Source organism: Streptomyces sp. NPDC020845 (assembly GCF_044334165.1).
Taxonomy (GTDB): Bacteria; Actinomycetota; Actinomycetes; order Streptomycetales; family Streptomycetaceae; genus Streptomyces.
This window is the reverse complement of record NZ_JBIRSJ010000004.1, coordinates 639,880-659,758: the sequence shown is the minus strand read 5'-3', so window position 1 is coordinate 659,758 and position 19,879 is coordinate 639,880. Positions and strand designations below refer to the sequence as shown.

Below are 19,879 nucleotides of genomic sequence, written 5' to 3'. Positions count from 1 at the left end.
GATTCTGTGGAATCTGTTTTGTCAACTCATCACTCGTCGAACGCGACCCAAGCGCCGTCGAGGAAGGGGGCTTGGATGCCGGTCTGCTGCTCGGCCCATGCGAAGCCCGCCCCATCGGTCGATCCATGTGCCGCTCGGCGTGACGCCAGCCTGGAGAAAGACCCAGTTGACGTAGGCCTCGCCAGCTCCTTGGGCCAGGACCAGCGTTGCGATCACGGCATCCTTCTCGCGCTGCCTGCGTTCGATTCCGGAACGGCCTTCCGCCTGTTCCTGATCCGCCTCTCTTGCGAACCGCCGAGCGGCGAGTGCGCGTGCCTTTGCCTGCCGGAAGAGAACTGACTGCCGTTGTAACCATGCGTCATGCCTGTCATCGTCGCAGTCCACATCGTCCGGGATCCATGGCCCGGGTGGTGACGTCCACGATCGGCAGTAGCGTCGCACTGGCGGGAACTCCGATCTCACAGGGTGTGGGGCCAGCGGGTGTAGGGACGTCGGCGAGCTTGTCGAGGGCTGCCTGACCGTCGTCAACCGCTGCCCGTTTCTCCTCACTGAGCGGGACGGAGGCGAGCATGCGCTGAAGGTTCTCCTTGGCCGCCGGCAGCTGGCCCTTGGAGGAGCCCTTCGGGGTGTAGAAGTCACAGTGGGCGCAGGCCATGCGGTGCGGGCACTGTTCGAAGAAGGTGTAGGTGCACCAGCCGTGACCGAGGTCGTAGTACTGCCACGGCTCCCCGCCGGCGGCGGCGCCGGAGGTGACCGCGTCCCGGTCGACGAGGACCTCGATGGTGCGGACGTTGCGCTCGAAGTACCTGGCGTCGCTGTATGCCTTGACCAGCTTGTTCGGGCTGATCTTGACGTAGTGCTGAGTCGTTTCTGGTGAGCGGTGTCCGAGCCAGGCTTGCAGTTCGAACAGCGTCATCGGCTCCTTGGCGTTGTAGAGCTGGCTGGCGATGGTCGAGCGGGCCCGGTGGCTGGTGATGTTGCCCCGGACGTCGGCGGGGGGGGGACGCCGGCCTTCCGGCAGAGCGACGGGATGATCGTCCCGTTGATGTAGGTCTTGGCGACCCGGCGGGCGCGCATCGCGAAGAGCAGGTCGACGTGCTCGCTGGTCTTGCGGTCCAGCATCTTCGGCTGGTCGGGGCGGATCGCCTGCCATGCCTCAATGGCCTGGCCGAGCAGGGGATCGACGGGCTTGGTAAACGCTGTGCCGGTCTTGTGGGTGGGCACGTCCAACAGGCAGACAGCGTCCTTGGCGAGCACGTCGCGGGAGTCGCCGGGGATGGTGGCTCCGTCGTGCTGCCAGCGGATGCAGCCCACCCGCAGGCGGGCGATCTCGGCGCTGCGCTGGCCGCTGAACAGCCAGGTCAGAGTGACCGCACGGATGAGCTCCATCGGATAGCAGGGGCCGCTGGAGTTCGCGGGAAGGTCCTCGGGTTCCAGGTTGAGGCCGGCCCACAGGAGCTTGGCCCAGATGTCGTCGGCGATCACCCGGGGGTTCGGGCCGGTCAGCGCGTGGACACTCCTGGGGGTGGCCAGGGCCCGAGCGGGATCGAAGCGCCGGGGTATCCACTCCCACTCCTGGCAGTCGCGGAAGAAGGTCCTGGTGGCCGTCAGGTATCCGGCTTTCGTGCGCGGGGATACCGGCTCGCCGTCGCGCTTGCTGAGCCTGAACTCGCGCTGGACGTACTCGCCGACGGTCAGGCGGTCGACTCCTTGGCGACCCAGGCCGCGCAGGTCTGCCGGGTCCACCGGCTCGGCCCGGTGATCTCGGGATGCTCCTCGGCGAGCCAGCGCCCGGCCTTGGCCATGATGACGCGGAAGGTTCGGCGGACCTTCAGGGTCAGGGTGGAAGTGTCGTACCAGCGCTCGGCCCAGGCCGCCCAGGTCTCGGCGGTGCCCTCGATCGCAGGCATGCTGCCGTGCTTGGACAGCGACGGCGGGTCGCAGTGGCCGAGCGAGGCGCCGGCTCGTTGTATGCCGTGCAGGGAGCCGGTGTGCCAGCGAGCCCACGCCGAGTCCCTCCGCAGCCGGGCGAAGGCGTCCGTGGTCAGGTCCTCCAGCAGCGGGCTGCGGTTGAGCAGGAACGCCTGACAGAGCACGGTGGGCAGCCGCTGGTCCTCGCCTCGGCCGATGCGGCAGCCCCACCGGCCGAGGACGTCAGTGATCTGCTGTATGGAGTGGTCGGCCGGTTCCTTGCCGAAGACCCGCCAGGTCAGGGCGAGCCGGTTGAAGGGACCGAGGCGGTCGACGTCGGTGAAGCCGCACAGCAGGTAGCCGTAGGCGACGACGTAGGGGCGGACGGTGCCGTCGATCCAGCCAGGCCATGGCCTTTCGAACTCGTCGACCGTGGTGCCGATCAGCCGCAGCCACTCCTGCGGCGTCCAGGCCCAGTAGGCCGTCTCCAGCTCCGCCGCCCGCAGCAGGATGAGGCCGATGGCGTCGGTGATGGCCCGGCGGTGGTGCGGGGTATCCGGGCAGTGCATCGCCGCGCGAGCGTCGTCCAAGGGCCGCAGCAGGCGAGCGATCGCGTGCCACTCAGGGGCGTCGCGGTCGTAGCAGCGACGGCGCCGCAGGTTCATGCCGAGATGGCGAAGCGCCTCCAGTTCGAGGACGGTGAGACCGGGCCGCAGGTTGTAGCGGTCCGGATTGATCGGCCACGACCAGGTGGGACGGCCGTCGGCCCCGGGCACCGGAGCCAGGGCGGGAGTGGTCACGAGCGGCCTCCCGCCACGGAGTCGGTGCCGAGGCTGGCCAGCATGTCCACTCGCCAGGAGTGGATCTGCTCCATGCCCTGGTTGAGCTTCTCCGCCAGGTCCCGGCCGGAGAGGTGGATGTACGTCATCGTCGAGTCGGTGTTCCGGTGGCCGGCGAACGTGGCGATGGCGTGCAGTTCCCAGCCCATGCGGGCCAGGTCCGTCAGACACAGGTGCCGGGTGGTGTGGGTGGAGAACCGCGGGACCTCTGCGGTCAGCGCGACCCGGCGGACCACCTTCGACCAGGTCCACAAGGTCAGCGGCTCGGCGTGGTTGCGGCGCGATTCCGACAGGAACAGCGGCCCGCGGGCACGGCTGGTGGTGGCCCGGTGCGCGAGGTAGCAGGAGAGCAGGGCGCCCGTGGCCGCGGAGTACGGCACCACGCGCTCCAGCCGGTTCTTCGTCGTCTCCGCCCGGATCCGCAGCATTCGGCGGGCCGGGTCCAGGTCGTCGGTCCGCAGGGAACACAGCTCTTCGCGCCGCAGGGCGGCGTCGTAGGCGAGCGCGAGCATCACGCGGTTGCGTATCGGCTCGTCCCGGAAGACGGACAGCACATCCAGCCACTGCTGTTCCCCGGGTATCCACGGCAGCTTGGTCGGGCGGGGCACCAGGCCGCGCTGGTGGCCGTCGAACCGACGACCAGGCGTGTAGCGGCCGCGTCCCACCGGGTTCGACTCGCGCAGTCCCTCCTCAATGAGGAAGTCGTAGAACAGCGGGACCGGCACCAGCCGCTGCTGCAGCGTGGCGTTCGCCAGCCCTGCTCCGGAGTCGATGGCCAGCACGTTCGTGCCCGGGCGGCTGGGCCGGGTGGTGAGCTCACGTACGAACACGGCGACATGCGGGCGGCTCGCGGCCACCGGGTCGACGTCCTCCCGCTCGCACACCTGCAAGTACTCGGCCAGTCCGCGAGCGTATGCGTCGATCGTGCGCGGGGCGCGGCCCGGGTCGGTCCAGACCTGCAGCCACTCGGCTGCCCGCTCGTGTCGGCCGAGGACCGGCCACTTCTCCTCCAACACCGTCGAGACGCCCAATGAATCTCCTCAGTTCGTGGTGACGCCGCGGGGCGCAGGATGGACCCCGCGGCGTGATTCCACGTAACTGATACGAACGCCGTCCGCGCCGCCCGGCCCAGCTCCTCGATCGCCGGGTAGGTCGGGTGCTTCGGGCCGCCGCGGGTGAACCGTCGCAGCACCTGCTCGGCCTCCGCCGTGCCCAGGCGGAGTCGGTGGTGTACTTGACGATCTGGTCGTACTGCTGGCGGATCAGCTCCCAGTCGATCGTCTTGCTGGACAGCACCGGCGCCAGGTGCGGCCAGGTCTCGTCCTCGCTGGCGGCTGGCCGGTACAGCCGGGCCGAGCCCACGTTCTTCAACCGGGGCAGCAGGTTGAAGCCGAGCATGTGCGCGAATGCGAACCCGACGATGGACGCGCCGTGGGTGTCGGTGTACTGCCGGTCCACCACCATCTCGGTGCAGTGCCGCAGCACGCCCTCGATCATCGCGGCGACCTCGGAGGCCGGGCAGTTCTTGAGCTGGGAGTAGATGCACACCGGCTTCCGCTCGACGTGCCAGTAGATCATCACCCCCGGTCCCCGGTCCCCGGTCCCCGGTACCGCTGGTGCCACTCCGTCATGAAGTTCGAGGATCAGGAGCCGAACTTCTTGCTGTCCGAGGCGCACGAGGTGCCCTCGCCCCACCAGTCGGCGTCCCGGGTGGCGAAAGTGGCGTTCACCAGCTTCACCAGCGCGCCGCGCGTGTTGGTCCGGTTGACGAACAGGTGCCGCACCCGCCGCAGTACCGCCTCGGACTCGCCGTGCTTGCCGGTCACCGCGACCCGCTTGATGCCCATGTTCGTGCCTCGCTTATCTTGAGCTCTGAGGCGCATCGCCTTGTTGACCTGGGATGATGCGATGGCGACAGCGTCCGAGGAGTAGTCGGCAGAGCTGTTCTGAGATTGTGTCAGCGTGGGCGATCGTTGCCGAACCGCGACCTTGCTGGCAGGCCGCCGAGGCGGGGTGTCGTTAACGACACCCCATGAAGGGAGTTGACATGGCGTCGGCGCTCGACTTACGTTCGTTGGGTGTAGCCGCTTGGCTGCATGTTTTTGGGGGGCGGGCTTCATCGCGCAAGCGATGGAAGCCGGGGAATTAACCCCAGGAGACATGCGGCGTGAAGCGGCTTGTTGCTTGTCCGGGGGTTGAGTTCCTCGCGGGCCCGCCCTTCCCGACTGGGAAGGACCGGCGGTGTCGTCGCAGGTTGAGCCATCAGAAGAGAACTCTGCTGTTTCGGGTACCGCCCCGGAATCCGCGGCAGAGCTCGATCACCGCAAAGTCGACTTGATCGCGCTCGTGTGCATCCTGGCCACCTGCACCGCGATCTGCCTGTCAGTTGGTGAGGCGGCGCTTCAGGCCATGATCGGTGCGGCCAGTATTTTGTTCGCCGCATGGCGGACACCACCGCGGGCCAGGCGGGAGTCAAGATCGGCTTCGGCCCAACGCCGACCACCCCGTCGCCCCAAAACGCGACGTTGATGGGGGCTCGTTGTGATCGTTCGGGGCCAGTGACACGTCTGTTAACGGCGCCCAGGGGCGGGCTGGCTCTGACATCTGGCGGCGCGGAGCTCACCGAGCGCGCGGGCGAGTTGCTCCCGGAGCTGACGGTTCTCCTCGGTGAGGCGGCGGTTGCGTTCGTTGGCGGCTTCCAACCGTCGAAGGTGCGAGGCATCGGAGGCCCGCTGCCGGGCCGGCACCGGGTCGGCGGACGCTCGCCGCCGCGCGGCCCGAAGCCGTTCGATCTCGGCGCGCAGGTCGGGTTGGGTGTAGAGCCAGGAACGCGTGACGTCGGCCGCGCGGGCGACGGCGTCGAAGGTGACGGCGGTGCCCGCGGCGTCGATCTCACGTAGGGCCTGGATCGCCTTGGCCCGGGTGTGCTCGTGCCGGTTGCGGGCCGCCGCGACGATGTGGCGGGAGTTGTCAGCCCGCATCGGCCACCTCCGTGCTCCTGGTGGCCTCGTCGTCCTCCAGGGCGGTGATGATCTGGTCGAGGTTGCCGGGCGCAGGTTGCCTGGTGGGGGGTGAGGTGGGTGTAGAGGTCTTCGGCTGTCTGGGCGATGGCGCCGTGCACGCCGCCGGCGGCTTCGTAGGCGGTGAGGGTGAGGGCGCGGCCTTTGCGGCGGTGCCAGGTTTCCAGGAGGGCGTGGGACATCAGGGGCAGGGCGCCGGGTTCGCCGTCGACCTCGTCGATGATGCGGGCGGTCAGGGCGCGTTCGACGATGAGGCCTGCGGCTTGGGCCGGCTTGACGACGGCCTCGCGGAGTTCGCCGCGGTTCATCGGCGGGACCAGGAGGGTGGCCTCGCGCAGCGCGTCGGCGAGCAGGCGGTGGCCGGCCATCTGCCCGAAGAAGTCGGCCCGTACGGCGATCAGCACCCGCAGCCGACTGTCGGAGGCGGCGGCGGTCAGGAGGCGGTCGATGAACGTGGTGCGTTCTTCCGGGTCGGTGCAGAGGGTGTAGAGCTCTTCCATCTGGTCCACGACCAGCCACGTGTCCCCCTCCTCGCCCTCTTTCGAGACCGGCCGCTGCTCGTGGTCGCGCAGCGGGTGGGCGCCCGGGGTGATGACCCGCAGGGCGGCAGGCCGTGAGCCAGGGTTGTCGGTGCTGCGCAGGCGGGGGGTGAGGCCGGCCCGCAGCAGGGAGGACTTTCCGCTGCCGGAGGCGCCCGACCACCGCGGTGATCCGGTGGTGGGCGGTCAGGCGCTGCAGGTCGTCGATGAGCTGGTCGCGGCCGAAGAACAAGGCCGCGTCGTCCGGCTCGAAGCGGGCCAGGCCCCGGTACGGAGGCTCGGCGTCCTCGTCGTCCCGCCGCTCGGCCGCTTCTTCCGCGGCCGCCTGCCGCCAGCGTTCCTCCCATTCCTCAGGGTCGCCGCCGCAGGCCTGCACGTACGCCAGCGCCACCGGCAGGCTCGGCAACCGCTCCCCGGCAGCTGCCGGGGAAAGCGTGCTCGCACCGTGGCCAGTGCGCGCGGCCATGGCCCGATAGGTGGGGCTGCCGGTGCTCCGCCCGCAGCTTCCGCAACTCGAACGCCAACCGCTGCACCGGACCCGCGCTCGGATCCAGCGGACTCTCAGGACGCCCCGCCATCGGTCACTCCTCCCCCGCCTCCCCCCGGACGCGGATCGACCGCCCGCCAAGCTACGCACACCCCGGCACATCGGCAAGGCAGCACGTTTCCGCATCGTTGGGCCCCGGCACCCCCGGTGAGCTGGGACGCAGGCATTAATCAGACCGGCGGAAGGGGGCTGCCAATCAATTCCGCCGCCGCTGAACTCGATGTCAGGAAACAACCGGGCCGACGCCAAGGGCGTTCAGCGGCGGCTGAGTTCCTCTGCCGTCCGGCCCTGCATCACCCTTCGAGAGATGACGAGAGGAGTCATATGCGCAAGAAGATTGCAGCACTGGCTGTGGCCGGGGGCGCCGCCCTGGCACTCACGGCCCCCTGGCCACGACCGCGCAAGCGGCACCGGCCAGCAGCATCACCCGCACGACCGCCTGCGCCAAGTTCACCGGCGACTACACCTACTGGAGCGACGGCACCGGCTGGTACGGCTACAGCCTGACCGGCCGCATCACACGCACCTGCTCGGGCAGCGGATGGCACGAGCTCGAGGTAACCGGCGACCACAAGACCCTCGGCTCCTACAGGAGGATGTACAGCTCCCTCCTGAGCCAAGGCGAGTCGAGGTCAATCTCGGACTCCACGAACAATGGTGTCAAGAACATCCGCATCGCACTCTACGACGACTGACAGCGCCTCTTGCGCGGCTGGCCGCACCACCCGTGTGGTGCCGGCGAGGCACCCCCTGTCAGCTGGGGCGCAGGCATCGATCAGACCTACGGAAGGGGGCTGCCAATCAATTCCGCCGCCGCTGAACTCGATGTCAGGAAACAACCGGGCTGACCCCATGGGGCGGTCAGCGGCCCAGTGTCCACACTTCCACTCATCCCGAAGGGAACATTCATCATGCGCACCCGCAAGATCCTCGTAGGACTCACCCTCGGAACCACTGTCGGACTAGGGCCTGTTGCGAAAGCCTCGGACCGCCAAAGTGGCGGTGCGAAAGCTCCCGCGGTGCGCTCCTACTGCGGTCGCATCAGGTCCAAGTCCTCACCCCATGCGTCCAGCACCGCGGCGTGCCCGGCCCGGCGGGCCACTGCCTCGACCTGGGCGAAGAGACGACGCTGAGTGGACACGTCGCCCGTTCCTGAGATGCGGTCCGCAGCGTCGAGCAACATGCCGGTGTCCCAGCCGGGCAGCGGGAATTGAGCAAGCTCCCATTCCAGGTACTTGTTGTAGGGACGGGGACGACGGTCGAGAGCGAAGAGCAACTCCAGCAGGAACCGGATGCTGTCGGCGGCGTCGAGACGGGCCGCGAGCGCATGCCCGTCGCGGTCGTTCTTGACCGAGCGGTAGAGGGAGTTGGCGTAGGCATCGAGCCACTCGCCCGCCTCCCGGAAGGCTTCATCGGCGTCGAGCCGTGCCTTGCCGGCCAGGATCTGGGCGATGCCTCCGTCGAGCCGGTCGAGCACAATCCGGGCGCAGACGAGGGCGTACCGCTCGAATCCGGGCATTCCGACAGCGCGGAACTCGTCGAGGGAAAGGATGACGAGGTCGAGTTCTGGGGTGCGGTGCCCCGTAAACCAGGTGAGGGAAGTCGTCGCGCCATTGGCGAGGACGACATACAGGTCGTGGTCGGAGTGCTCGGTGGTCATGCCCTCGTGAGCCCGGGAACCCTTGAGGACAAGGCCGACGACAGCTGAATCAGCGGCGGCGAGTTCGACAAACGCATCGTAGGTGATGGGCTGCTGAGCAGTCATTGCGTGATCTCCGGTGTTGTGATGACGGGTACGCCAGACGGGCGGCCCCAAATCATCGAGGTCGCCCGCACCGTCTGCGGCGGCGCTTGGCCGCTGCCCGGAAGATCAACGCACGTGCGGACTCTACCGCCCGGCCAGTCGAGAGGTCTTGCATTCGGCCGCCTCAAGCACGGCAAGTACGTAGGTCAGTCTTGAGCTCCCGAAATCCCGGTCACAGCCACTCATTAATGACCGTGATCTGAACGGTGGCCTCGTAGCGGACGGCAGGTTTGTCGTACCTCGTGGCGACGGCCCGGTGTCTCTTGAGACGGTTGATGCCGCACTCGACCGTATGGCGCTCGCGGTAGTCGGTCTTGTCGAACTTTGGCGGTCGGCCGCTGCGGGAGCCGAGGCTCTGTCGGTTGCGGGCGCGGTCCGCAGGGATCGGGATCGTGGCCTTGATACCGCGTCTGCGCAGGTAAGCACGGTTCTTGCGCGAGTCGTATGCCTTGTCGGCTCGCACTCGTTCCGGACGATTGCGAGGCCGCCCTGGAGTCAGCCTGGGCGCCCTGATCGCTTCCAGGACCGGCTCGAACTGCGGCGAGTCACCGCGCTGCCCGGCGGTGATCACGACCGACAGGGGCTTCTGGCCCTGCTCCACCGCGAGGTGGATTTTGGTGGTCAGCCCGCCGCGGGAGCGTCCAAGTGCATGGTCAGCCGGCTCGGCGGCGACCCCACCGGGCGGCTCCTTCTGCAGGTCCCCCTTCTGAGCCGCCCCGGCGGCGTGCTGGTGGGCCCGGCAGACGGTGGAGTCGACGTTCACGTCCCACGTGATCAGTCCCTTCGCGTCCGCCTCGGCCTGGAGCCGGGTAACGATCCGGGCCCAGGTGTTGTCCCGCTGCCAGCGCCTGAACAGGTCGTAGACCCGGTCCCGCGGTCCGTACCGCTCGGGCACGTCCCGCCACGGGGCGCCGGTCCGGGTCCGCCACCGTGTGCCGTCTATCAACTGCCGCCGGGTCCACCCCCGTGGACGGCCCGGTTTGGTGCCCTGCGGCAGCAACGGCTCCAGCCGGGCCCACTGGTCGCTCGTCAGATCACTCGGTGCCCGGCCTACGCAGGCTTGTGGCGAGTGCTGACCCGCTACGCACACTGTTGTGTCGGGGCGCGGTAGTTGGAACCATGGGGGTGTGGTGACCTTGCGATGCGGATCCCCGGGTCACGATTGTTGGAACCAAATGGTCACGCTGCTTGCAACCTGCGGTGAATTGCCATCCATGTTGGAACCGGTAGCGGTGCGGAGCGTTGCCCCAAGCACCGGAGCGTCGGCCGGGGCGGCCGAAGCAGTCGATGAACCTGCTCGAGACGCGCGGGCGAAGCGGCCTCACCCTGGTGGCTGCGCGGGTGATGACCGCCGTGCACTTCACCAGGGCACTACGCCGGCGTCCTCGAAGAACTGGCCCGTCGGGCCGTCGTCGGGCAGGGTCGCGAGTTTGATGGCGATGGCCGCGCCCTGTTCGGGGGTGCGCACGCCCCGGAAGCCGTTGAGGTCGGTCGCGACGTAGCCGGGGCAGCCGGCGTTGATCAGGATGTTGGTGCCGCTCAGCTCCCGGGCGTACTGGAGGGTGACGGCATTCAGGAACGTCTTCGACGGCGAGTACGCCACGGCCACTGGACCTGTGGTCAGCTCACCAGCGGTCCCTGACTGCCGGGTGAGGGAGCCGACACTGCTGGACATGTTCACGATCCGCGGTGAGGCAGAGCGGCGCAGCAGCGGCATCATCGCGTTGGTGACGCGGATGACGCCGATGACGTTGGTCTCCACGACCGTGCGGATGGTGGCGGGGTCGACGCGGGTGGGGTCCTGGGGCGTGCCGCCTGTGATGGCGGCGTTGTTGACGAGCACGTCGAGGCGCCCGGCCTGTTCCTCGATCAGCCGTGCGGCGGCTGTCGCGCTCGCGTCGTCGGTCACGTCCAGCGGTACGCCGAACGCGTCGACGCCAGCCGCGCGCAGTCTCTCCACCGCGGCCTTGCGACGCTGATCGTCGCGGGCGCCGACGCCGACGCTCCAGCCGAGGGCGCCCAGGCCTGCGGCGATCTCGTAGCCGATTCCCTTGTTTGCGCCGGTGACCAGCGCAATCGTTCGTTCGCTCATGGGGACCATGCTGCTCTCGGACCCCGGCGGGGGTCCAAGACCGATTGGGTGGGCAACGATACCTTCCAGGTATTGATCCGGAGTACCGTGGCCGGATGGAGACCAGGGAACTGCGCTACTTCGTCGCTGTCGCCGAAGAGCTGCACTTCGGGCGCGCCGCGCAGCGGCTCGGGATCGCACAGCCGCCTCTGTCACGGGCGATCCAGCAGCTCGAACGCCGACTCGGGGCAGCGCTGCTGGATCGGACCAGCCGCACCGTCACGCTGACCGAAGCCGGCTCGGTGCTGCTGGCCGAGGGCCGGGCGGCCCTCGACGCGGTCGAAGCGGCCGAGCGCCGGACCCGCCGCGCCGCCCTTCCCTCGACCGGCCGTCCCGGCCTGGTCCTGGTCACGAAGGCCAGTGCGTCCCGCGAGCTGCTGGCGAAACTGCTGGACGCGTACGCCGCCGAACCCGGCGCGGTCCCCGTCGACGTCATCCTGTGCGGCCCGGCCGAGCAGGAACGACTTCTGCGCGAGGGCCGGGCCGACGTGGCGCTGCTGCACCGGCCGTTCGACTCGACGGCCGGGTTCCACACCGAAGAACTCAGCACGGAGGGCCAGGTTGTGGTCCTGCCGGCCGGGCATCCGCTCACCGTCCGGACCCATGTGCACATGGCCGACATCACCGGGCTGCCCGGCCTGCCCCTGCCACGCTGGCCCGACCCCGACGGCACCTACCCGCCCGGCCCCGGCCCGCAGGTCCGCGACCACGCGCAGTTGTTGCAGCTCGTCGCGCTCGGCCGTGCTTGCGCGGTCTCACCGGAGTCGTGCCGAGCTCAACTGCACGGTGACCTCGCCGCCGTGCCCGTGCTGGACGCGCCGAAAGTCACCACCGTGATCGCCTGGCCGCCGCCCAGTCGGTCCAGAGCCGTCGCCGACCTTGTCCGGACTGCGACCCGTCTCCGGTAGTTCCAATACGCCTGGCCAGGTTCCGCCTATCGTGTCCCGGCTCAACTGTGGGGATGCCCATGTCGCTCAGACCCGCCAGCTACAGCGCTCACGCGCCAACTACGGCGCTCAGCCACACCTCTACGACACTCCGGTCCCTGGCTCGGGAAAACCCTATTCGAATAAACGTATCATTTCGGCCATGGACGGACCCGCCCTCCCCGCCGACCTGCTCGCCGCGCAGCAGGAGCTCCACGAAACCGCTGCCGCTCTGCCGGCCCTGTACGACCGCCTGCCCTGGTCGGTCGAGGCACACGGCGGCTTCAAGGACCCGGACATCTGGCGGCCGCGGGAACGTCCCGCGGCCGAGGGCTGGTCCCAGGAGGACCAGGCGGAAGTACAGCGGCTGCTGGACCGGCGGCTGGAGCTGACCATCAGCGTGTCGACGCACGCCTTCTGGACCACGCTGGAGGGCCCGGCCCGCGTCACCGCACGGATGATGCTCAAGCACGCCCACGACACACCAGCCGCGTAACGGTGGCGGACCCCGTCGGCCCCGACGATCCGGAGCGGGACAGGCCCGGCCCGACGGTGTGGGTCGCCCTGCCGGACGGCCAGAGCGTGACCGCCCAATGCATCGGCCGGCCCCAGCGTCTTGGACCTGGAGGCGGCTGGTGGTGCGAACTGCTCCTGCCGGTGTGGGCCGAGGTACAGCTGCCGGATCGCATCACCGTCGAACCCGACTCCGCGGTCTTCCGAGTCCCCGCGCACCTGGTCACCCCGATCGAAGGCACCGACTACTCCACCGTGCCCACCAGAAGAGAGCGCCTGCCTCCACGACCTCCCCGCCCGCCCCGGCTTGGCGGCTGGAGTGTGCGGCATCTGCCCGCGCCCGCCCGCCGGCGGCCCCGGGCGCCGCGTCATCCACCACCAGTCGTGCTGGATACCGACCGGCGACGCCGACCTCAGCTACGACCAGGCGCTCAGTGAACTCGCCCGGCCGGGCAGCGAGGCATGCTCCGCCTGTGAAGCCCGCCACCTCCCGCAGCTCTGAGGCGGCAGAGGCAGCTTCATCAGCTACCGCTCGCCCTGGCGCGCCTGGCGGATGCTGTCCTCGAGGGCCTTCATCAGGTCGGCGGCGGGCTCGGGCTCCGGCGGCTCGGCCCAGCCAAGGCCCTCCAGCTTGGCAGCGACGATCTGGTCGAGGGCTGCTCCGTACTCGTCATGCAGTGCCGTGATGTCCACTCCGGTCATCTGCCCGATCAGTACTTCGGCGAGTTCCAGCTCCCGGTCGGTTACCGGCGCGGGTGAGGTGAGGTCGCCGGGGTCGCGGATCTCCTGAGGCCAGCGCAGGGCGTGGACCACCAGGATGCCGCGGCGTGGGCGCAGCACGGCCAGGCGCTCGCGGGTGCGGACGGCGGACTTCGCGATGCCGAAGGTGCCGGTGCGTGCGAGGGCTTCGGCCAGGAGCGCGTATGGGCGATGGGCGACCGGTCCTGCCGGGCCGGCGTAGTAGGGGCGGTCGTACAGCAGCGGGTCCACGTCGTGCTCGCCCACGAAGCCGACGATCTCCACCGTCTTCCGCGTGGCGAGCGGCAGGTGGTCCAGGTCCTCGTCCCGCAGGACGACGACGCGTCCGTCGGGGGCTTCCCATCCCCTGCCGATTTCGGTTTCGGTGACCTCGCGGGCCTCCGCTTCGCATACCCGGCGGTGCCGGATCCGGGAGCCATCGGCGGTGTGGACATGGTGCAGGTGCGGCCGCATCTCCTCGGTCGCGGCGTACAGGTGCACGGGCACACTGACCAGGCCGCACGTGACGTGGCCTGACCAAAGAGCGCGCATGATCCACATAGTGCAGGCCAGGGAGCGGAAGGGCCGCGGGCGTGCTCGTGACACGTCGAGCGTGCACCCGGCCGGCTGTCACATCGGGCACCCGCCTGGTCACCTGCCCGTGCCGCGGGCGGCGTGGAAGAGGGCGTCGGCCAGGACGGGGGAACCTGGCCGACGCCGGACCGAGGGGTGCGGGCTGCCGGCGGTGGCGGTCGCCTTCGCGGCGAAAGGCACCATGGGGCTTCAGCCGAACGATCTTCCCCACAGGCAATAGGTGAGGCCCGGGGACACTGTCCCACCGGCCGGCACCCGCGAATAGTCCAACCAGCCACGACCCCGGGGCATTCCCGCGCCGGACCCCGGCGGGCCGCGCCGGGGTGAGCACCGGCGAGACCCGGCCCTTGCGCATCCCTGCCAGCTTGCCGGCCCGTAGTGCCGTGTTCGGTCCCAAGTGGCTGTTGAGCCCATGCCCGGTCTTGGGTGTGCTCTCACGCCTGCGGTGTCGTGGGCGGAGTGCGGACGATCTGCCTCAGGCGTTGTCCGACGTCGAACCGGTTGAGGTGGTTGTCGTGTGCGTACTGAGTCACTGCTTCCTGGACCTCAGCCGCCGCCTCGTACCATTCCAAGCGCTGTCGGCGCCGCTCCTCGTTGTCGTCCAGGGACTCGAGCCTGCTCCGCTCAGAGTCGGCGGCTCGCTGTAGGGCAACAAGCTCTGCGGGCAGTCCTGTGTCCTTCTGGGCTGGTGTGCTGCTCGGTTCGCTGGACTCGGCACAGGGAGCCGCTGAAGGCGTGTTCGTCTCGCTGGTTGCGGCCGTGGGTTGAGCGGGCACGAGGGTGTGATGCGTCCCGCCGGACATGGCAGGCCGTGAGGCTGGGAGAGTCGACGCGGTGATAGTCACCGATGGTCGGCACGTCGGCCTGTTGTGGCTCGCCCTGCCTGAGGATTCGCCTTGCTGAACAGCTGGCATCTGGGAATCGTCGTTGTGTAGCTCATCGAGCCGGTCGCGATCCTGGCTGGTGACCCAGAACCGCTGGCGCTTGGTGGCGGTGTGGAACTGAACCGGCACGATGGTGCCTGCAGCGGTCTGGCGCACGAGGTCGTCGAAGAGGACGTCGCGCGGTTTCGGTGTGGCATGGTGCTTGCCGCAACGCCGTACGCCATTGCCATTGCCATTGCCATGGGGGCAGGGGTAGAGGGCGCGGATGTCGCAGCGCCAGAAGTCCAGGGCGCGAAAGCCTGAGATGACGCGGAGGTCGCCGGTCTTGGCGATGACGTGGGCGGGGAGGTTGTTGCTGCGGGTCCACTGGGTGTCGTGGCGCTGGGCGTAGTCAGCGCGGTCGGTGTGCCAGGCGGGTGTGATGCCGTTCTTCTCGGCTTTGGCCGCGCGGGCGCGGACGCTGCGCGGGCCCTCGGCGCCGGCGGAGGAGAGCTGTACCTCCCAGCCGATGCGGCGCCCGTCGGTTCCTTCGATGAGCGTGTCGGTCTGGATCCAGCTGCGACCCACGCGTGTGCGGACTTCGCTGTCACCGGGAAAGCCTCCTTCCCCTGCGGCGCGCAGGATCCTCTGCTGGTAGGCCTTGTGTTCGTCGCTCATGGGCAGGACATGGCGCTGTTCGTCCTCGGCCTTCTCGTGGACGGCTTCGCGGCGCCCGTTGATCCGTAACCGCAGGTGCATCCACGCTTCGACCCCGGCTTGCCGGCACACGCCCCCGCACTGCAGATCCCGCTCGGAGACCGGCACTCCGCGGGCGGCGTACATCCGGTCCATGCGGTAGATCGTCTCCCACAGGTCCGGAAACTCCGGATGACCGAGGTCATCCGGGGTCAGGTCGAGGTGAATCCGGAACTTCGTGTGCCAGACGATGTTGGCCACTCACTACCACCCTTCTACCGTGAAATGACATCAAATGGCACGGTAGGGCAAGGCACTGACAACAAGGCAGAGAGCGTCCGCTGCGGAGAGCGGAGACCAGCCACGTCCAGCCAGCGACCTGGGAAAGAGTGGAACAGCAGCGTGTCCCCGAAGCGGTAGGACGATGCCGAAACGGCGGTGCCGCGCGGCGTCCTGGCTTCAGCCGGACGCGAGAGCGACGTCTACGCGAGCTTGGATCCCTTCCGCGATCGCCCGGTACTTCGAGCTTGCCGTCTCCACTCTCAGTTCGGGTAATCGAAGGTAGAGAACCGCAGTTCGATCAGACCGGTCCGTGCCTGGTCATCCAGGCGGATCCAGTTCTCCATCGTGTGTGGCGGGTAGATCCCGTCCAGGTGATGCGCGGTGGCGACGGGCAGGCCGAACCCGGCGTCCGTAAGCGCGTCGACCAGCTCCTGCTTTCGGTAGCGGATGCCGGCCCGGTGGCAGAGATCCAGACACCAGCGCACCGGCCCCAACCCGCCGTAGCCTCGGATCGGCAGCCCCTTGTAGCCGGTCACGACATCGGCCGGCACGCCGGCGTGGAGCACAGCAAGTCGTCGCAGCAGCGCTGCGGCACCAGGCGCCATCCCGGAAGTCCTGCGCCCACTCGCCCGTGTTCCAGCGCTGTTCGAAGAGCGCCTCTTCCAGTGACCGCCTCGCCTCACTCCTGGGCCAGGTAAATGCTGCGCTCCCTGTGCGGTGTTGGCGCGGGTCAGCAGGCGGGAGCCGTCGTCGATGTCCTTTGGTCGGCCGTCGATGGCATCCCACTCTTTGTCCGGCACTGCGAAAGGGGCCTGCCAGACAATCCCCGGTCCAGAAAACTCAAGGTCAGGCGAGAAACGGCCGACCGTGGAAAGTCGGACGGCCGCGCCGTCGTACATGCCGTGGCCCGCGACATCACCATGCGCTGGCCAGCAGGCGGAAGGAAAGACACACGTGCACACCCGCATCCGGCTTCTAGGCGCCACCGCCCTCGGCGTTGTGCTCCTGCCGCTCGGCGTCGCCACGGATGCCGCCGGCGAATCAGCCTCGGGCGAACGGATCGCAGCATCGGCAGAGCTGTCCACGTTCACCACCACATCGGGGAAGTTCCGGGACAAGCAACTGTCCCAGCTGCGGCGCCTGACCTCTGCCGACCGTCGTGGCCGTGAGGCATGGAGCATTGCCTGGCATCGCTCTCTCCAGGGGGTGAATCCTTACCGGTTCGACTGGGCAACCGACTACTGCTCGGCGCCCCTGACAAGCCCGGCGGATTCAACTTCAAGGGTCCGTGCCAGCGCCACGACTTCGGCTACCGCAACTACAAGAAGCTCAACGCGTTCACCGGCGCGCACAGGGAACGCATCGACCTGGCGTTTCTCCAGGACATGCGGCGCATCTGCAACGTGCAGCCGGGATTCTACGAGCGACAGCGTGCTGGCTGCCGGAAGACCGCGAACGCGTACTACAACACCGTGCGGCTCGTCGGAAAGCTATGAGCTTCCCATGACAACCCGACCTGCTCACAGCGTCGACGTCGCACGCCGCCGGAGTTGAAGCAGCGTTGTGCACGAAGCGGACGTGACGGCCGATCGTGCAACGTCCGTTGAGCCGACCGGTCATTTGAAAGCACCGCGGGCCCGGGGTCTGTCATCCCGGGCCCGCGGCTCGGCCGGCTCTCCCGCGACCAGGTCGAGGTCGGGCTTCGGGCGGATCAGCACGATGACCGTCTCGTTCACCGTCATGAGGTTGAGGGGGCACCGGAGCGGCCCGCGCTCTCGGGCATGCCGCCCGTCTCCTCCGGCTCGCGGTCCAGGTCGATCACGGAGGCGGCCAGCCCGGCCGCGGTGGGCAGCCGGACCTCTTCACCGCCTCGGGTGCGGCCGCCGTCGGCGGACAGGCCGTGACGCCGCAGATCGCTCGCCGCGCAGGTCGTTGGTCGATCCCGCCTCGTACACCTTCCCCTTGCCCGCCATCAGGCTCGCCCTCCCGCCGTCTGCGACATGCGACCGGCCAGCGGCCGGGCGCCGGCCCCCGGCCGTGGAGGGGACCGGGCCTCCGGACCCGACGATCTCCTCCACCACCGACAACCAACCCAGGAACAAAGAGAAAGAAGAGAGTTGTGACAACCCTGCACGGATCCGGAAAGCCGTGGTGAGCTGCGGGAATGCGGGGCTCGTGGGTGCCGGGCGCGGAAGTGGCTCCGGCAGCGGGAACGCAAGCGCCGACGGCAGGAGCTCACCGGGGCTCACCGGACGGTGCGCGCGGCCGGGCCCGACTGCGACGTCCTGGCGGCGGGCGGGGTTCCAGGATCGCGGACAGGCGCGGCGGCGAGAAGGGGCGGGGCGGTCGGGTGCGGGCACGGCGCCCTCGCTTCCTCCGGCACCAGGGCCGGGACGGACGCCACCCTGGAGATCCACCCCTGGTCCGCGGTCTGACGGCCACCGCCAACAGGTGTCCGTTTTCGCCTTGACCACCCCTGGTCCGGGTGAGTTCGTCCGTGCCCGACGTCACACCGCTCGGCGCCGGGTCAGCGGGCGGGGCGGGTGCTGGACGGCGAGGCCCCGCGCCGCCAATCCGGGGGCTTGTGAGAGCGGTACGTCTCGCCGCTCTCGATCCTGGCCTTGTTCCTGGCGAACTCCCGCTCGGCTGCTGATAATTGCCGGGGCGCGCACCCGGGGCGCCCCCAGCCGTCGGCCACCTTCGTGATGCCCTCACCCCTGCCGCAGTCCTTATGCCCTCACCCTTGCCGCAGTCCTTATGCCCTCACCCTTGCCGCAGTCCTTATGCCCTCACCCTTGCCGTAGTCCTTATGCCCTCACCCTTGCCGTAGTCCTTGAAGCACGCCGGGCAGGTGCCTGGGTACGCGGCCCGCACTGAGCCGCGCGGCAGCGGCACCGCCTTCTTCGCCACCGGCTTCTTCGCGGCGGCCTTCTTCGGCGCCGGCTTTCCGCCGCCCGCCTTCTTCTTCGCTGCCTGCGCGCACCCTCGGCATTCACATCACCGTCGCCGTCAAGTGGCAGCGAGCCGCCGCCGGAGACTGGGGCGCCTACGCTGCAGACGTCGCCAGCCGGAAGCGCCTGTGAGTCATGTCCATGCGCTTGGCTACCCGAGACCGCCGTTGCTCTGGAGAAGCTGGCCGTTGATCCATCCGCCCTCCGCGGAGCAGAGGAACGTGACGAGATTCGCGCAGTCCTGCGGCACACCGAGGCGTCCCAGGGGCGTGAAGCGGGTCATGTCCGTCTTCTGCTCCTGAGTCATCCACCCGGTGTCGGTCGGTCCGGGATTGATCGCGTTGCAGGTCACTCCCAGATGGGCGAGCTCACGGACGGCGGCCAACGTGATCCGGTCCATCGCCCCCTTGCTTGCCCCATAAGGCAGGTTGCCGGCGGTGTGGTCGCTGGTCAGGCTGACGATCCGCCCGCTGCCATGCTGCCCGCGGAACCGCAGCCCGTACTCCCGGATCAGCAGCCAGGTCGCCCGCGCATTGACCGCGAAGTGCAGGTCGAAGCTCTCCACCGTGGTGTCCAACAAGCCCGAGTCGACCGACTCGCAATGGCAGAGCACCAGCGCGGTGACGTTCCCCAGCTCACGCTCGACGCTGTCGAAGAGCTGAGCCGGCACGACCGGATCGCTCAAGTCCGCCTCGATCGCATGTGCTCTCGCCCCAAGGGACGCCAGCTGCTTCCGCAACTCTTCGGGAGCCCCCGGCTCCATACCCCACTCCATCCGCGCGTCATACGGAGTCCAGTACGTGAAGGCCACGTCCCACCCGGCCCGGGCCAGATTCAGTACCACGGACGCCGCGATCCCCGCCGAACGCCCCGCCCCCGTGACCAAGGCAAGCGGACGCCCCGCCTCTCCCACGTCCTGCCGGCTCCCCACGCGCGTCTCGCCACTCATGACCCTCATCCTGACGGGCCGCCCTGCACGCAGCACCCGTTTCCCCAAGCCAAGCCCCACACCCACCCCTTGAGACGCACAGACCCAGCCACCACCACGAGGCATAAAGGATGCAAATCGGGCAGGTATTCAGGCAGCTCCAGTACCTGACTCCACCGTTAGCGGTCTACTCTGCCGAGACGATCGGGGCCCACCGGGCGTTCATCGCCCGCCGACGGGCCTCCCGTCCCGGCGAGGAGTACCGAATCCGGACAGAGGATGAGTGGGACGCCTTCCTCGCCCACTTCGAGAAGCGGAAGGTGTCCATCGGCACCTGCGCACGCCCCATCGGATCCCCCCACATCCATGAGCACGCTTGTGTCAGATGCTCGCTCCTCCGGCCTGACCCGGCCCAACGGGGACGGCTTGCCGAGATCTGCGACAACTTGATCGCCCGAATCGAATCGCCGAAGCCGAGACGGAGGGCTGGCTCGGCGAGGTCGAGGGTCTCCAGGTCAGCCTGGCTGGCGCCGAAGAGAAGCTCGGCCAGCTCGATCGGGGCCACGGGCAGCATACGGCCGTGGACCTTGGCATCCC

General features: G+C 68.9%; 17 protein-coding genes and 3 pseudogenes. 4 read left to right on the top strand and 16 right to left on the bottom strand.

The annotated features are described in order from the left end of the window. Nucleotides 1-367: 367 nt before the first annotated feature. The 12 genes and pseudogenes from ACH4U7_RS12820 to ACH4U7_RS12765 form a co-directional block, all read right to left on the bottom strand. On the bottom strand, nt 368-949 hold the full coding sequence (locus ACH4U7_RS12820; RefSeq protein WP_398528001.1) for a hypothetical protein: 582 nt from the start codon (nt 947-949) through the stop codon (nt 368-370). Then, complete coding sequence (locus ACH4U7_RS12815) at nt 913-1,746, bottom strand: hypothetical protein (RefSeq protein ID WP_398528004.1); 834 nt, start codon at nt 1,744-1,746, stop codon at nt 913-915. The genes ACH4U7_RS12820 and ACH4U7_RS12815 overlap by 37 nt, the downstream gene beginning before the upstream one ends. Further along, nucleotides 1,695-2,711: a hypothetical protein gene (locus ACH4U7_RS12810; protein ID WP_398527963.1), complete on the bottom strand. Its 1,017-nt coding sequence runs from the start codon at nt 2,709-2,711 to the stop codon at nt 1,695-1,697. The genes ACH4U7_RS12815 and ACH4U7_RS12810 overlap by 52 nt, the downstream gene beginning before the upstream one ends. After that, a complete protein-coding gene (locus ACH4U7_RS12805; protein WP_398527962.1) occupies nt 2,708-3,781 on the bottom strand; it encodes a tyrosine-type recombinase/integrase in 1,074 nt (357 codons plus the stop codon). The genes ACH4U7_RS12810 and ACH4U7_RS12805 overlap by 4 nt, the downstream gene beginning before the upstream one ends. 256 nt (nt 3,782-4,037) lie before the next feature. Beyond that, nucleotides 4,038-4,328: pseudogene (locus tag ACH4U7_RS12800) on the bottom strand (Tn3 family transposase); the annotation flags it as partial. Nucleotides 4,329-4,393: 65 nt separating this feature from the next. Next, nucleotides 4,394-4,597 carry a Tn3 family transposase gene (locus tag ACH4U7_RS12795; protein WP_398527961.1) on the bottom strand — a complete coding sequence of 68 codons (204 nt, stop codon included), beginning with the start codon at nt 4,595-4,597 and terminating at the stop codon, nt 4,394-4,396. 723 nt (nt 4,598-5,320) lie between these two features. Then, on the bottom strand, nt 5,321-5,731 hold the full coding sequence (locus tag ACH4U7_RS12790; RefSeq protein ID WP_398528000.1) for a DUF6262 family protein: 411 nt from the start codon (nt 5,729-5,731) through the stop codon (nt 5,321-5,323). Between the two features lie 122 nt (nt 5,732-5,853). After that, nucleotides 5,854-6,411 (bottom strand): annotated as a pseudogene (locus ACH4U7_RS12785) (hypothetical protein); the annotation flags it as partial. A gap of 109 nt (nt 6,412-6,520) precedes the next feature. Beyond that, a pseudogene (locus ACH4U7_RS12780) lies at nt 6,521-6,775 on the bottom strand (hypothetical protein); the annotation flags it as partial. Between the two features lie 1,108 nt (nt 6,776-7,883). Continuing rightward, nucleotides 7,884-8,621, bottom strand: a complete 738-nt coding sequence (locus ACH4U7_RS12775) for a hypothetical protein (protein ID WP_398527960.1) — start codon at nt 8,619-8,621, stop codon at nt 7,884-7,886. A gap of 211 nt (nt 8,622-8,832) precedes the next feature. Beyond that, entirely contained in the window at nt 8,833-9,750 is a 918-nt protein-coding gene (locus ACH4U7_RS12770) for an IS5 family transposase (RefSeq protein ID WP_398527959.1), read from the bottom strand. 270 nt (nt 9,751-10,020) lie between these two features. Further along, nucleotides 10,021-10,752, bottom strand: coding sequence for an SDR family NAD(P)-dependent oxidoreductase (locus ACH4U7_RS12765; protein ID WP_398527958.1), 732 nt, complete (start codon nt 10,750-10,752; stop codon nt 10,021-10,023). A 95-nt stretch (nt 10,753-10,847) separates the two neighbouring features. Between ACH4U7_RS12765 and ACH4U7_RS12760 the strand changes: the two genes are divergently transcribed. The 3 genes from ACH4U7_RS12760 to ACH4U7_RS12750 all read left to right on the top strand — a co-directional run bounded on the left by ACH4U7_RS12760 (nt 10,848) and on the right by ACH4U7_RS12750 (nt 12,732). Continuing rightward, complete coding sequence (locus ACH4U7_RS12760; RefSeq protein ID WP_398527957.1) at nt 10,848-11,699, top strand: LysR family transcriptional regulator; 852 nt, start codon at nt 10,848-10,850, stop codon at nt 11,697-11,699. Between the two features lie 181 nt (nt 11,700-11,880). Beyond that, on the top strand, nt 11,881-12,213 hold the full coding sequence (locus tag ACH4U7_RS12755) for a hypothetical protein (RefSeq protein WP_398527956.1): 333 nt from the start codon (nt 11,881-11,883) through the stop codon (nt 12,211-12,213). A gap of 324 nt (nt 12,214-12,537) precedes the next feature. Further along, nucleotides 12,538-12,732, top strand: a complete 195-nt coding sequence (locus ACH4U7_RS12750; RefSeq protein WP_398527955.1) for a DUF6233 domain-containing protein — start codon at nt 12,538-12,540, stop codon at nt 12,730-12,732. Between the two features lie 23 nt (nt 12,733-12,755). On the opposite strand, the gene ACH4U7_RS12745 is transcribed toward ACH4U7_RS12750, so the two are convergent. The 3 genes from ACH4U7_RS12745 to ACH4U7_RS12735 all read right to left on the bottom strand — a co-directional run bounded on the left by ACH4U7_RS12745 (nt 12,756) and on the right by ACH4U7_RS12735 (nt 16,008). After that, complete coding sequence (locus ACH4U7_RS12745) at nt 12,756-13,520, bottom strand: Ku protein (RefSeq protein WP_398527954.1); 765 nt, start codon at nt 13,518-13,520, stop codon at nt 12,756-12,758. 476 nt (nt 13,521-13,996) lie between these two features. Beyond that, a complete protein-coding gene (locus ACH4U7_RS12740) occupies nt 13,997-15,382 on the bottom strand; it encodes a hypothetical protein (RefSeq protein ID WP_398527953.1) in 1,386 nt (461 codons plus the stop codon). A 281-nt stretch (nt 15,383-15,663) separates the two neighbouring features. Beyond that, entirely contained in the window at nt 15,664-16,008 is a 345-nt protein-coding gene (locus ACH4U7_RS12735) for a hypothetical protein (RefSeq protein ID WP_398527952.1), read from the bottom strand. 567 nt (nt 16,009-16,575) lie between these two features. Here ACH4U7_RS12735 and ACH4U7_RS12730 point away from each other — a divergent pair. Continuing rightward, a complete protein-coding gene (locus ACH4U7_RS12730) occupies nt 16,576-16,899 on the top strand; it encodes a phospholipase A2 (RefSeq protein ID WP_398527951.1) in 324 nt (107 codons plus the stop codon). A 1,606-nt stretch (nt 16,900-18,505) separates the two neighbouring features. Here the strand turns inward: ACH4U7_RS12730 and ACH4U7_RS12725 are convergent. Further along, the gene (locus tag ACH4U7_RS12725; protein ID WP_398527950.1) at nt 18,506-19,303 is read right to left on the bottom strand and encodes an SDR family oxidoreductase; all 798 of its coding nucleotides are present in this window, start codon (nt 19,301-19,303) and stop codon (nt 18,506-18,508) included. Nucleotides 19,304-19,879: the final 576 nt, after the last annotated feature.